General features: G+C 51.0%; 13 protein-coding genes. 8 read left to right on the top strand and 5 right to left on the bottom strand.

Annotated features, from left to right (window positions below):
* Genes On2M_RS07445 through On2M_RS07435 form a run of 3 tightly spaced genes read right to left on the bottom strand, consistent with a single transcriptional unit; the run spans position 1 to position 3,125 of the window.
* A complete protein-coding gene (locus tag On2M_RS07445) occupies positions 1 to 702 on the bottom strand; it encodes a fumarylacetoacetate hydrolase family protein (protein WP_151219823.1) in 702 nt (233 codons plus the stop codon).
* A 15-nt stretch (positions 703 to 717) separates the two neighbouring features.
* The gene (gene gtdA / locus On2M_RS07440; RefSeq protein ID WP_210904567.1) at positions 718 to 1,755 is read right to left on the bottom strand and encodes a gentisate 1,2-dioxygenase; all 1,038 of its coding nucleotides are present in this window, start codon (positions 1,753 to 1,755) and stop codon (positions 718 to 720) included.
* Between the two features lie 11 nt (positions 1,756 to 1,766).
* Positions 1,767 to 3,125 (bottom strand): aromatic acid/H+ symport family MFS transporter, encoded by a 1,359-nt coding sequence (locus On2M_RS07435; RefSeq protein WP_210904566.1) that lies wholly within the window; start codon positions 3,123 to 3,125, stop codon positions 1,767 to 1,769.
* 127 nt (positions 3,126 to 3,252) lie between these two features.
* Between On2M_RS07435 and On2M_RS07430 the strand changes: the two genes are divergently transcribed.
* The 8 genes from On2M_RS07430 to preA all read left to right on the top strand — a co-directional run bounded on the left by On2M_RS07430 (position 3,253) and on the right by preA (position 10,244).
* A complete protein-coding gene (locus On2M_RS07430) occupies positions 3,253 to 4,161 on the top strand; it encodes a LysR substrate-binding domain-containing protein (RefSeq protein WP_151219826.1) in 909 nt (302 codons plus the stop codon).
* Positions 4,162 to 4,292: 131 nt separating this feature from the next.
* A complete protein-coding gene (locus tag On2M_RS07425) occupies positions 4,293 to 4,691 on the top strand; it encodes a CidA/LrgA family protein (protein ID WP_016153711.1) in 399 nt (132 codons plus the stop codon).
* Positions 4,688 to 5,383 carry a CidB/LrgB family autolysis modulator gene (locus On2M_RS07420; RefSeq protein WP_210904565.1) on the top strand — a complete coding sequence of 232 codons (696 nt, stop codon included), beginning with the start codon at positions 4,688 to 4,690 and terminating at the stop codon, positions 5,381 to 5,383. The genes On2M_RS07425 and On2M_RS07420 overlap by 4 nt, the downstream gene beginning before the upstream one ends.
* A gap of 148 nt (positions 5,384 to 5,531) precedes the next feature.
* Complete coding sequence (cdd, locus tag On2M_RS07415) at positions 5,532 to 6,416, top strand: cytidine deaminase (protein ID WP_187253409.1); 885 nt, start codon at positions 5,532 to 5,534, stop codon at positions 6,414 to 6,416.
* Positions 6,417 to 6,579: 163 nt separating this feature from the next.
* Entirely contained in the window at positions 6,580 to 7,299 is a 720-nt protein-coding gene (gene sanA / locus On2M_RS07410) for an outer membrane permeability protein SanA (RefSeq protein ID WP_151219829.1), read from the top strand.
* Positions 7,300 to 7,301: 2 nt separating this feature from the next.
* Positions 7,302 to 7,541 (top strand): DUF2542 family protein, encoded by a 240-nt coding sequence (locus On2M_RS07405; protein WP_005129200.1) that lies wholly within the window; start codon positions 7,302 to 7,304, stop codon positions 7,539 to 7,541.
* 232 nt (positions 7,542 to 7,773) lie between these two features.
* Positions 7,774 to 9,015 (top strand): NAD(P)-dependent oxidoreductase, encoded by a 1,242-nt coding sequence (locus On2M_RS07400; protein WP_210904564.1) that lies wholly within the window; start codon positions 7,774 to 7,776, stop codon positions 9,013 to 9,015.
* Positions 9,009 to 10,244: an NAD-dependent dihydropyrimidine dehydrogenase subunit PreA gene (gene preA, locus On2M_RS07395; RefSeq protein WP_210904563.1), complete on the top strand. Its 1,236-nt coding sequence runs from the start codon at positions 9,009 to 9,011 to the stop codon at positions 10,242 to 10,244. The genes On2M_RS07400 and preA overlap by 7 nt, the downstream gene beginning before the upstream one ends.
* A gap of 57 nt (positions 10,245 to 10,301) precedes the next feature.
* On the opposite strand, the gene mglC is transcribed toward preA, so the two are convergent.
* Both mglC and mglA read right to left on the bottom strand, forming a co-directional pair.
* Complete coding sequence (gene mglC, locus On2M_RS07390) at positions 10,302 to 11,312, bottom strand: galactose/methyl galactoside ABC transporter permease MglC (protein WP_003027393.1); 1,011 nt, start codon at positions 11,310 to 11,312, stop codon at positions 10,302 to 10,304.
* A gap of 15 nt (positions 11,313 to 11,327) precedes the next feature.
* A complete protein-coding gene (gene mglA / locus On2M_RS07385) occupies positions 11,328 to 12,848 on the bottom strand; it encodes a galactose/methyl galactoside ABC transporter ATP-binding protein MglA (protein WP_005129207.1) in 1,521 nt (506 codons plus the stop codon).
* Positions 12,849 to 12,901 lie beyond the last annotated feature (53 nt).

The following is a 12,901-nucleotide window of genomic DNA, read 5'->3' as shown; positions in this document are numbered from 1 at the left end:
TCAGACAATCTTCACGGCGATGGGGGTTAAACCGTCTACGTTGCCGGTGATCACATCGCCTTTCACCACCGCACCCACGCCTTCCGGTGTACCGGTGTAAATCAGATCGCCCGGCTGCAGTTCGAAAAAGCCGGACAGATAGCTAATGGTTTCATTGACTGACCAGATGAGATGACGAATATCGCTCCGCTGATGATCATCGCCATTAACCTGCAACCAGATAGGCGCACTGTTAACATCCGCGCTTTCACTGGCTCTATGCAACGGCGCGATAGGGGCAGAGAGATCAAACGCTTTGCCAATTTCCCACGGACGCCCCATCTGGCGCATTTCCATCTGCCTGTCGCGACGGGTCATATCCAGACCAGTGGCATAGCCCCAGATATACTCGTGCGCTTTTTCCAGCGGTATATCACTGCCCTTTTTACCGATCGCCACCACCAGCTCTATCTCATAGTGATAGTTATCGGTCTGCGCCGGGTATGGCAGCGCCAGGATTTGACCGGCTGCTACCGGGACCACCGCGTCGGCGGGTTTACAGAAGAAGAACGGCGGTTCGCGATCCGGGTCAAAACCCATTTCACGCGCATGAGCGGCATAGTTACGGCCCACACAGTAAACACGGTGCACAGGAAATAGTTCATCACTACCAACCACCGGAACGGTAACAGGCGCTTGCGGTTCGAATACGTATTGCGTCATTTTTTCTCTCCCAAATTAATAACGTGCTTCACGGAACAACCCCAGCGCTTCCTGAACCGGTCTGTCCGAAAAACTAAATAAAACGGTGTCTTCGCCGGTCTGGAACGACACGCCGTGCCAGGTTGGGACCACAAAGATATCTTTTGGCGAAAAATTGAAAGTCTCATTACCGATGGAGACTTGTCCGCGGCCTTCCACAACATGGTAGATAGTGCTGTCGGTGGTTCGCGCCATCCGCGAAGTAAAGCCCTTCGGCAACAGTTGCAGGAAGGTCCCCATTGAAGGCATGGGATAGCCGCCGGTTACCGGGTTGACGTAGCGCATCTTGTAGCCATCCCACTCGTCGGCATCGCCGAGGCGAGTCAGGTCATACAGCGCTTCACGACTGCGATCGTAGCGATAATTAAAAATTGGCGATGAGTTACCTTTCTGATGACGCAGCGGCAACATATTGGCTGCATAGCGCGGTAAATAATCTCCTTCCTTGCGCGTGACCGGCTGCTGATCCTCCGGGTAGTCTTCCGCAAAGCCGCAGCCCAGCAGGTTCACCAGCGGCAGATCCAGACCGTCCAGCCACACCACCGGTTCACTGCCCGGATTGCCGTGATCGTGCCAGCGCCACTGCGGCGTCAGAATAAAATCGCCTTCATGCATCTGGGTTCGCTCACCGTCTACGGCGGTAAATGCCCCTTTCCCTTCAACAATAAAACGCAGTGCAGACTGATTATGGCGGTGACTCGGCGCAACCTCGCCCGGCATGATTAACTGCAATCCGGCATACAGGGTTGGGGTGATTGAAGACTGACCGCGCAGCATGGGGTTTTCCAGCACCAGTACGCGCCGAATCGCCTCTTTCGCGCCAATCAGATCGCCGCTTTCCAGCAGTAACGGACGGATCTCCTGATAATTCCAGTACGCAGGCGCGCAGTTCGCGTTCGGCGTTGGCGGCACCAGACGGTGCAGCGACTCCCACAGTGGGGTCAGATTCTGCCCGGAAATATGCTGGTAAAACTGCTGACGGCTGTTCTTAACATCCTGATTCAGTTCAGACATAGGGATTCTCCTTATTCATTCACAACGCTTGCACGTGGCAGGGTATTTGAGGCACAGGCCGACTGGCGGATAACAACCGTCAGTAGCGTAAGCATCACCGCACTGATGGCCGCCGGAACGGCAATGATGAAAAACAAATTATCGAAAGAGAAATTCATTGCCATCATCACGCCGCCGGAAAGCGAGCCGACAATCGCGCCGCAGCGGCCAATCGCATTAGACCAGCTGACGCCCGTGGCCCGGCTCTGTGTCGGATACAGCGTGGCGGTTAACGCATTGAGACCCACCTGCGATCCGCTGATCCCGATACCGGTGCCAAAAATGGCCAGCGCCATCAGCCACAGGCCGTTCTCGCTTAAGCCAATCATGACGATACACACCGCCCCCAGCGCATAGCTCACTGCCAGCACGCGGAAAGGATTGTATTTATCCATCAGTACCCCGAGCGCCAGCGCCCCGAGCGTGCCGCCAATCTGGAAGGCGGCGGTCACCCATGAGGCGTGCTGCAGGTCAATTCCACGATGGTTTAACAGCGTTGGCATCCAACTGGAGAGCAGATAAATAATCAGCAGGCTCATAAAGAACACCACCCATAACATCAGGGTAATGGGCAACTGTCGCCCGACGAACAGCTGGCGGATACTGCCTTTGGCAATCGCTGCGCCCTCGTTGAGATAAAAATGGGTATTGTCATAACGTTCCCGGGTGATGGCGCTAACGGTTCTGGCAATCACGTTAGGCGGCAACTGACGACGAACCTGCCAGCGCGGAGATTCCGGTAGTGCAAACAGCAGAGCGACAAACAGCATCAGCGGTAGAACGCCTCCCAGCACCAGAATGCCGTGCCAGCCAATAACCGGCACCAGTTGCGCACTCACAATCCCGCCCATCGCCGATCCCAGGGTAAATCCACAAAACATCATGGTCACCAGCGCGCCACGCCGCCGCGCTGGCAGGTATTCTGACGTCATGGTGATGGTATTCGGCATCGCACCGCCCAGACCTAATCCGGTAAGAAAGCGCAAAATAACCAGCGTTTGTAGATCGGGAGAAAAAGCCGAAATCAGGCTCAGGGCGCCGAACAGCGCCACGCAGAGTTCTATCACCCGTTTGCGGCCAAAACGGTCTGACAGCGGGCCACAGAGCAGTGCGCCAGCGGTTAGTCCCAACAGGCCTGCGCCAAACAACGGTGCCAGATCGCCGGCAGTCAGCTGCCAGTGAGTCCGGATGTCTGGAGCGATGAAGCCGATAGCTGCGGTATCAAATCCGTCGAGCATGACGACCAAAAAACAGCAAATGATGACGCGCCATTGCGTCTTACCGACAGGAGCGGAATCGATCAGTGCTTGTAGATCACGTTGTTGAGTCATAGTGAATGCCTCAGTGCAGGTATAAGTAGATGTCTGTTTTGTTTTAGGTATGTTGCGACTTTGTATGTTTGGAGATGAAATGTACAATGGCTTTTCATGCAGAGGCATAACCTGGAGGTTATAGCAAATGGCTAACTGGGCGCAGAAACTTAAGTTGCATCACCTGCAAACGCTTATCGCACTGGGGGAACAGGGAAATTTGACTCACGTCGCCCGAATGATGAATATCACCCAGCCGGCGCTGTCAAAATGGTTATCACAGCTCGAAGATGAGATTGGCATCACGCTCTTTGAACGCCACAGTAAAGGCTTACGTCCCTCCGAAGGCGGCAAGCTGCTACTGCAGCACGCGCAACGCCTGATCAATGATATGGAACGTTCTCAGGTTGAAATCGCCCGTTTTAAACAGGGCGGCCTGGTAGGAAGTCTGAAGATCGGCTGCTCGCCAGTGGCGACCGACTGCGTCTCACAAGCGATACTGGGTTTGCTTAAAGAACTGCCGACCCTGCATCTTAATATTGAAGAGAAGGTGATGACCCCGCTGCTGCACGATCTGCTCGCGGGTTCGGTGGATGTGGTCGTCGGGCGCGTCGGGGGCCGGGCGCTACAACTGCCGCTCAATTATCAGGTGCTGTATACCGAGCCGGTTTGTTTCGTCGCCCGCCCTGACCATCCGCTGGCAAACTCTCCCCTGCTCACCTGGAATGATCTCGCTGACTGGCGCTGGATTGTCTGGCCGACAGGAACGCCCATTCGCATCAGCATTGACAACGCGCTGGTTGACAACGGTGTGATGCTGCCGGAAAACACGATTGAATCTGCATCAATGAACGTCAGCACCAACCTGCTGCAAAGTAGCGATATGATCTCTATTCTTTCTCTGCGTCTGGCGCAGCGTTATGCCACCCAGGGACAGCTGGCTATTCTGAATTTGCCGAAGATTGAACAAAAAGGCAGCGTGGGCGTATTCTGGCGCAACAATGAAACGCCCTCCACGGCCCTGAGTCGTTTTCTGTATTACCTGGCACAGGTTTAACGCGCTGATTTAGGGGCATCGCCTAATGTTCCCAATGTCTATTTCTCCTATGCTTAGAATTCATGATGTGATCGGTAGCACGTTTTAAAGTTTAATTGTATGATGAATCAGTCTCGTCAAGGGTTCCAATTATGAGCAAAGCACTGAATATTATCTGGCAATATTTGCGCGCATTCGTCCTGATTTATGCCTGCCTCTATGCAGGTATTTTTCTTGCATCGCTACTTCCTATCACCATTCCGGGCAGTATTATCGGCATGCTGATTCTGTTTGTCTTACTGGCTTTGCAGGTGTTACCGGCAAAATGGGTTAATCCCGGCTGCTACGTCCTGATTCGCTATATGGCCCTATTGTTTGTCCCAATTGGCGTAGGGATCATGCAGTACTTTGATCTGCTCCGCGCGCAATTTGGTCCGGTGGTGGTGTCCTGTACCATCAGTACGCTGGTCGTTTTCCTGGTGGTGAGCTGGAGTTCACATATTGTGCACGGTGAGCGCAAAATCGTTGGGCAAAAAGGGTCTAAAGAATGATGTCGTATATCTGGTGGTCGTTACCGCTTACCCTGGCGGTGTTTTTTGCCGCACGTAAGCTGGCAGCACGATTTAAAATGCCACTATTGAATCCGTTGCTGGTCGCCATGGTGGTGATTATTCCGATACTGATGTTGACCGGTATTCCCTACGATCACTATTTCAAAGGCAGCGAGGTGCTGAACGATTTGCTACAGCCTGCCGTGGTCGCACTGGCCTATCCGTTATACGAACAGTTGCACCAGATTCGCGCCCGCTGGAAATCAATCATTGCCATTTGTTTTGCGGGGAGCGTCGTGGCGATGGTGACAGGTACAACAATCGCCTTATTGATGGGCGCATCGCCGCAAATTGCCGCATCTATTATGCCGAAATCGGTCACTACGCCTATTGCTATGGCGGTGGGAGGCAGCATTGGCGGTATTCCGGCAATCAGCGCCGTATGCGTCATTTTTGTCGGTATCCTCGGGGCGGTGTTTGGTCATACATTGCTCAACGCCATGCGTATTCGTACTAAGGCCGCTCGTGGGCTGGCCATGGGTACCGCTTCGCACGCCCTGGGCACTGCACGCTGCGCAGAACTGGACTATCAGGAAGGCGCGTTTAGCTCACTGGCGCTGGTTATTTGCGGCATTATCACCTCGTTGGTTGCCCCATTCCTGTTCCCAATTATTCTGGCAATGGTCGGTTAACCTTTACTTTTTGCTGATTTATTTGCGATGCGTTGCACATTTTTAATTTAAGTTTCATAAGTTGCACACACAATGGGATTTGGATCACATATAAAGCCGTAACAGGCCCGTAAACTACGATTCCATTACATTGTTATGAGGCATCGCCATGCATCCACGTTTTCAAACTGCTTTTGCCCAACTCGCGGATAACTTGCAAACAGCCCTGGCCCCTGTTCTGGCGGATGTGCACTTCCCCGCTATGCTGACTGCTGAACAGGTCTCTTTGCTGAAACGCGAATCGGGACTGGACGAAGACGCGCTGGCATTCGCTCTGCTGCCGCTGGCTGCGGCCTGCGCGCGTACCCCGCTGTCCAACTTTAACGTCGGTGCAATCTCTCGCGGCATCAGCGGAACCTGGTACTTCGGTGGGAACATGGAGTTCCTGGGCGCAACAATGCAGCAAACCGTTCATGCCGAGCAGAGCGCTATTAGCCATGCCTGGTTACGTGGCGAAAAAGGACTCGCCGCGATTACCGTCAACTACACCCCTTGCGGGCACTGCCGTCAGTTTATGAACGAACTAAATAGCGGACTGGATTTACGTATTCATCTGCCAGGTCGTGCGCCACACGCGCTGCGCGATTACCTGCCAGATGCCTTCGGCCCGAAAGATCTGGAAATTAAAACGCTGCTAATGGACGATCAGGATCACGGCTTCGTGCTGCAGGGCGATGCGTTGACCCAGGCAGCAATCACCGCCGCCAACAGATGCCATATGCCGTACAGCAAATCCCCAAGCGGTGTTGCGCTGGAGTGTAAAGATGGCCAAATTTTTAGCGGCAGCTATGCTGAAAACGCCGCCTTCAACCCAACTCTTCCGCCGCTGCAGGGCGCGTTAAACCTGTTGAATCTCAACGGCTATGACTACCCGGATATCCAACGCGCCGTGCTGGCTGAAAAAGCCGATGCGCCATTGATTCAGTGGGATGCGACCTCCGCCACCCTGAAAGCGCTGGGCTGTAATAATATTGAGCGCGTTCTCCTGAGTTAATCGTCTCAATAACGCCAGTTCGTAGGCCGGATAAAGTGTTTACACCGTTATCCGGCAATATGCAGAATGTCTAAAATCCCCTCAATCAGATTGCTGTTTCTTGCGCTACGTCTTCGGGTACAGTAGCCTGATTGAAATTCCATCCAAATAACGAGTTTTCTGCATGTTAAAGCGCGTGTTTTACAGCCTGTTAGTCTTGTCTGGCTTGCTGCTGTTGACTGTGCTTGGACTCGACAGATGGATGAGCTGGAAGACTGCTCCCTACATTTACGACGAACTGCAGGATTTACCCTACCGCCAGGTAGGTGTGGTTCTGGGCACGGCGAAGTATTACCGCACCGGCGTCATCAATCAGTATTACCGCTACCGCATTCAGGGTGCATTGAACGCCTATAACAGCGGGAAGGTAAACTATCTGCTGCTGAGCGGCGACAACGCGCAGCAAAGCTACAACGAACCGATGACGATGCGTAAGGATCTGATTGCTGCAGGCGTTGATCCGGCTGATATTGTGCTTGATTACGCCGGGTTCCGTACGCTCGACTCCATCGTGCGTACCCGCAAGGTATTTGATACCAACGATTTCATCATTATTACTCAGCGATTCCACTGTGAACGCGCCTTATTTATTGCGCTACATATGGGGATTCAGGCCCAGTGTTATGCGGTACCTTCGCCAAAAGATATGCTCACCGTGCGAGTACGTGAATTTGGTGCTCGTTTTGGCGCACTTGCTGATCTCTACATTTTCAAACGTGAACCGCGCTTTTTAGGCCCCCTGGTGCCAATTCCTACTATGCATCAGGTACCGGACGATGCACAGGGATATCCGGCGGTCACAGCCGAACAATTACTCGAATTACAAAAGAAACAAGGAAAATAAGCATGGATGTACAAACCCTTTTTGTCGTATTGGCCTTTCTGCTCATCCCTGTGTTTTGTTTCCGTGAAGCCTGGAAAGGCTGGCGTACTGGCGCGGTAGATAAAATTAAGAAGAATGCGCGTGAGCCGGTTTATGCCTACCGGAATGAAGCCCCATTACAGTTCTGGTCTTATGTATTGGTTTATGCCGGATGCGGATGTTTATCTTTCGGTATGGTTATTTATTTAGTCTTTTATCGCTAAAGAGATTACCGTTATATTAGCGCTTGAGAATAGCTAATATTATGATAATGGTTAACATTTCAATATAAGGGATTAATGCTGCGCGCCAGCATTTCCCTCAAACTATCTTCTATTTGTGAATCTTTTCACAGAATACTCTTCCTGCAGTGCTTAGCCTTAAGAATAGCTTTCTATTTTTATATTTTGTTATTAACAGTTTGCCTTAATTTACTCAAGCATTAAGGAATAAAATATGCCACAACAAAATTATCTGGATGAGCTCACGCCTGCTTTTACCCCATTATTAGCAATAAAAGAGGCTTCCCGCTGTTTATTATGTCACGATGCCCCCTGTAGTCAGGATTGCCCGGCGCAAACCGATCCCGGAAAATTTATTCGATCCATTTATTTCCGCAATTTTAAAGGCGCTGCCGAAACTATCCGGGAAAATAATGCGCTCGGTGCAGTATGCGCCAGGGTTTGCCCAACCGAAAAATTATGTCAGCGCGGATGTACACGTTCAGGTATTGATAAACCGATCGATATTGCACGTCTGCAGCGCTTTATTACCGATTTTGAACAGCAAACGGCAATGAAAATCTATCAGCCAGCGACAAAAAAGCTGGGCAAGGTTGCCGTCATCGGTGCGGGCCCGGCAGGGTTACAGGCCAGCGTAACGCTAAGTAATCTTGGTTATGACGTCACCATCTTCGAAAAACAGGCTCAGCCAGGTGGCTGGTTGCGCTATGGCATCCCTGAGTTTCGTCTGCCGCAATCGGTTTTGGATCTTGAAATTGCCCGTATCGTTGAAATGGGCGTGACCATCACGTGCAATTGCGAAGTCGGCAATGCCCTTTCCGTTGAGCAACTCAAAGCGAATTATCGCGCCGTACTGGTTACCGTGGGGATGTCTTACGGTTCAACGTTACCTCTGTTTGAGAGAGCGAATAACGTTGAAATTGCCGTCGATTTCCTGCAACGCGCCCGGCAAGCCAGCGGCGATATTACCGTCGCGCAAAGTGCATTAATCATCGGCGGTGGCGACGTGGCGATGGATGTCGCCAGTACCTTAAAGTTGCTGGGCTGTCCGTCAGTCACCTGTGTAGCGCGTGAAGAACTGGCTGATTTCCCGGCCAGCGACAAAGAATTCAACAGCACCCAGGCATTAGGGGTATCGATTATTGACGGTTTCACGCCTGTGGCGGTTAACGGAAATCGGGTTTCCTTTAAACACGTACGCTTGCCAGGTGAACTCTCGCTTGAAGCCGAGCACATTATTCTTGCCGTCGGCCAACACGCTCAGCTTGATAATTTTGCCGCGTTAAAGCCCCAGCACAATCTTATCGATACGCAAAACTACCAAACCACCGATCCTGTCCTGTTTGCTGCTGGTGATATTGTTGAGGGCGATAAAACGGTTGTTTACGCCGTGAAAACCGGTAAAGAAGCAGCTCAGGCCATTCATCACTATTTAGAGGGAGCTTGCTCATGTTAACGAAAGATCTTTCTATTACCTTTTGCGGCGTCAAATTCCCCAACCCATTCTGCCTCTCTTCCTCTCCGGTGGGCAATTGCTATGAAATGTGCGCCAAAGCCTATGAAAGTGGCTGGGGCGGTATTGTTTTTAAAACGATCGGGTTCTTTATTGCGAATGAGGTCTCTCCGCGCTTTGATCATCTCAGCAAAGAAGATACCGGCTTTATTGGCTTCAAAAACATGGAGCAAATTGCCGAGCATCCGCTGGAGGAGAATCTGGCCGCAATCCGCCGACTGAAACAGGACTATCCGAACAAGGTTCTGATTGCGTCGATCATGGGGGAAAATGAACAGCAATGGCAGGAACTGGCCCGCCTGGTTGAAGAGGCCGGTGCCGACATGATCGAGTGTAACTTCTCGTGCCCGCAAATGACCTCGCATGCTATGGGCAGCGATGTAGGACAAAGCCCTGAGCTGGTTGAAAAATATTGTCGGGCAGTGAAACGCGGATCGTCCCTGCCAATGCTGGCAAAAATGACGCCGAACATTGGTGATATGTGTGAGGTGGCGCTGGCGGCAAAACGTGGAGGTGCGGATGGTATTGCGACCATCAATACAGTTAAATCCATCACTAACATCGACCTGAACAGGAAAATCGGGATGCCGGTCGTCAACGGCAAATCCAGTATTTCCGGCTACTCCGGCAAGGCCGTTAAGCCTATCGCCCTGCGATTTATCCAACAACTGCGGATGCACCCTGAACTGCGGGATTTCCCAATTAGCGGCATCGGAGGAATTGAAACCTGGGAAGATGCAGCCGAGTTTTTACTGTTAGGCGCGGCCACGCTGCAGGTGACCACCGGGATCATGCAGTATGGATATCGGATTGTGGAGGACATGATCAGCGGATTGTCACATTACCTCGCCGATCAAGGGTTTGACTCACTGGAGGAGATGGTGGGTCTGGCCAATGCCAATATTATCCCCGCTGAGGAACTTGACCGTAGCTACATCGTCTATCCGAATATCCATCTGGATAAATGCGTTGGCTGCGGTCGCTGCTACATCTCCTGTTACGACGGTGGGCATCAGGCGATGGAATGGAACGAAGAAACCCGCACGCCGCACTGCAACACGGAAAAATGTGTCGGATGCTTGCTGTGCGGTCACGTTTGCCCGGTAGCCTGTATCGAACTGGGTGAGGTGAAATTTAAACCTGGTGAGAAAGCGCACGAGTTAACGTTGTAATACTGACAAAAAAGCCCGGTACAGATTGCGCTGTGCCGGGCTTTTTGCGTTATACGATTACTTCTTACGCGCGTACTTCAGTGAGTCCAGCGCGACCGCGAAGATAATAATGCCGCCCTTGATAATATACTGCCAGTAAGGGTTCACACCAATGTAGGTCAGACCATAGTTGATAACGGTGAAGATAATCACACCGGTCACCACGCCAAACACGGTCCCTACCCCGCCGCTGAACGACACGCCGCCAACCACGCACGCGGCAATCGCATCCAGCTCATACATAAAGCCGAGGTTGTTGGTTGCCGAACCGATACGCCCGGCTTCGAGCAAACCACCAAACGCATAGAACACGCCAGACAACGCATAGATGATCAGCAGGTTCAGCGCAACGTTTACCCCGGACACTTTCGCCGCTTCCGGGTTTCCGCCGATAGCAAAAATATTCTTACCGAAGCGGGTTTTATTCCACAGCACCCATACAAAGGCCACGGCAATCAGCGCGTAGAAGGTGATGTAGGAGAGTCGGAAACTGCCCAGCGCAATAAAGCCCTGCGCAAAGGTTGAGAATCCGCTGTCAAAGCCAGAAATTGGCGATGCGCCGACGAAGTCGTAGTACAGGGAGTTGATCCCGTAAACGATAATCATCGTACCCAGGGTGGTAATAAACGGCGTCACGTTCAGATAAGCGATGATGATACCGTTCACCAGACCGATAATGGCGCCAATCACGCAGACAATCAGCACCACCACGATAATTGGCATCGTCGCCATTTCCGGGAACACCTTGTTGGCGTTCTCCATCGACTGCAGCAAGGTTGCCGCCACGACCGCCGCAAGGCCAACCTGACGTCCCGCAGACAGGTCGGTCCCCTGGGTAACAATCAGCCCTGCCACACCCAATGCGATAATAATACGCACCGAAGATTGCGTCAGAATATTACTCAGGTTCAGTAAGCTTAAGAAAGTGGGATCCTGGAAAATAATAATCGCCAGCAAAACCAAAAGAACAACGTAAATTCCGCCTTCTTTCAGATAAGTAAGAAAACTTTTCTTATTTAACGCACTCATGAGGAGCCCCTAATCTTAAAGGTGCAAAGACGCAAGACGGAGGATTTCGTTTTGCGTTGTCGTTTTAGTGTCAACAATCCCGGCAACGAGACCATTACTCATCACCAGGATACGATCGGTAATACCCAATAGCTCCGGCATTTCAGAGGAAATAATAATAATCCCCTTATCCTTTTTCGCGAGTTCGGCAATCAGCTGATAAATTTCAAATTTCGCGCCGACATCGATACCACGTGTAGGTTCATCCAGCATCAGAATTTCTGGCTGCGTTAATAGCCAGCGGCCAATAACCACCTTTTGCTGATTACCACCAGACAGTGAACCGATTTGTGTACGATGGCCCGGCGTTTTCACCCTCATGGAGTCAATTACCCATTGGGTATCACTCTTCATGCGGGAATTATCCAGCAGACCGACTTTATTTTTATAGTTTTGGATATTGGAGATTAACGAGTTAAAACCAATATCCAGGTACGCGTAAATACCGGTTGAGCGGCGTTCTTCCGTGACCAGCGCAAAACCATGATTGATGGCCTCATTTGCGCTGTGGTTATTAATTTTTTTGCCGTGTAGCGTAATTGTACCCGATGATTTCTCACGAATACCAAACAGCGTTTCAACGATATCAGTACGTTTAGCGCCGACCAGACCAGCAATCCCGAGAATTTCCCCTTTGTGCAAATCAAACGAGACATCACGAATTGACGGCTGACGCAGCGAGGTCAGGTTACGCACTTGCAGAATCACTTCACCGGGCTTGTTTTCTTTGTCCGGAAAACGTTGGTTCAGTGAACGCCCTACCATCATGGCGATGATCTTATCCATATCCAGCCCTTCCAGCGGCTGGGTCGCAATCCACTGGCCGTCGCGCAGCACGGTGATTTCATCACACAGTTGGAAAATTTCTTCCATTTTGTGAGAAATATAAACAATACCGCATCCACGTTCTTTCAGCTTACGGATGATGGTGAACAGATGATTAACTTCTTTCTCGGTTAACGATGACGTTGGTTCATCCATGATGACGATTTTGGCGTCATAGGAGAACGCTTTCGCAATTTCAATCATCTGCATTTGTGAAACGGATAATGTGCCGACGCGTGCGCGCGGATCGATATCAATATCCAGCTCATCAAATATCGCTTTGGTATCACGGTACATTTTTTCCTGATCGACAAACATACCTTTGGTGGGATAGCGTCCCAACCACATGTTGTCCATCACAGAACGTTGTAATACCAGGTTTAATTCCTGATGTACCATCGAAATACCATTCTCAAGCGCTTCTTTAGCAGAATGAAAATCGATTTCTTTACCCTGAAATAAAATACTACCGGAATCTTTTTGATAGATGCCGAAAAGACATTTCAATAATGTGGATTTCCCCGCACCATTCTCCCCCATTAAGGCGTGGATCGAATGTGGGCGGACTTTTAAATTGACATTATCAAGAGCCTTAACGCCGGGGAAGGACTTGTTGATGCCGGTCATTTCCAACAAGTATTCGCCTGACGACTGAGTATGTGTGCTGACCATAATTATACCTTGTTGGCCTTGCAGAGTACGTTATTAAGGGCGCAATGATATTG

Origin of the sequence: Citrobacter sp. On2M, from assembly GCF_018035235.1 — a bacterium.
Lineage (GTDB): Bacteria > Pseudomonadota > Gammaproteobacteria > Enterobacterales > Enterobacteriaceae > Citrobacter > Citrobacter meridianamericanus.
The sequence above is the reverse complement of the archived record's forward strand: the minus strand, read 5'-3'. Positions and strand labels throughout refer to the sequence as shown.